This window comes from Streptococcus sp. GMD1S (genome assembly GCF_000296875.1).
Taxonomy (GTDB): domain Bacteria; phylum Bacillota; class Bacilli; order Lactobacillales; family Streptococcaceae; genus Streptococcus.
Map to the genome: position 1 here is coordinate 1 of NZ_AJQY01000287.1, position 569 is coordinate 569.

The following is a 569-nucleotide window of genomic DNA, read 5'->3' on the forward strand; positions in this document are numbered from 1 at the left end:
ATTGCTTGGGGCTTGTCTGGAACCAGTGGCCAATACCTGATGGCACACGGGATTTCTGCTTTAGTCTTGACCAATTTGCGACTTATCATTGCAGGCTTGGCACTGGTGTTCTTATCCTATACGACTTCAAAGGATAAATTCCTTTCTTTTTTAAAAGACAAAAAAAGTCTGCTATCTCTGTTGCTATTTGCAGTTTTTGGACTTTTCTTAAACCAGTTTGCCTATCTTTCTGCCATTCAGGAAACCAATGCTGGAACGGCGACAGTTCTCCAGTATGTATGCCCCGTTGGGATCTTGGTTTATACCTGTATGAAGGATAAGGTAGCTCCGACACTGGCTGAGATTATTTCGATTGGATTGGCTATAGGAGGAACTTTTCTGATCGCGACGCATGGGAAAGTCGACCAGTTGTCTGTCACACCCCTAGGTCTGTTCTGGGGCCTCTTTTCAGCCTTGACCTATGCCCTCTATATTATCCTTCCCATCGTTTTGATTAAGAAGTGGGGCAGTATTTTGGTGATTGGTGTCGGGATGGTTATTTCTGGTGTAGTGGCTATTCCCTTCACAGG

1 protein-coding gene is annotated in these 569 nt (G+C 44.6%); it reads left to right on the top strand.

The features are described from left to right. Positions 1 to 569, top strand: a 569-nt coding sequence (locus GMD1S_RS08830) for an EamA family transporter (protein WP_000508098.1), incomplete at both ends; no start/stop codon positions are given.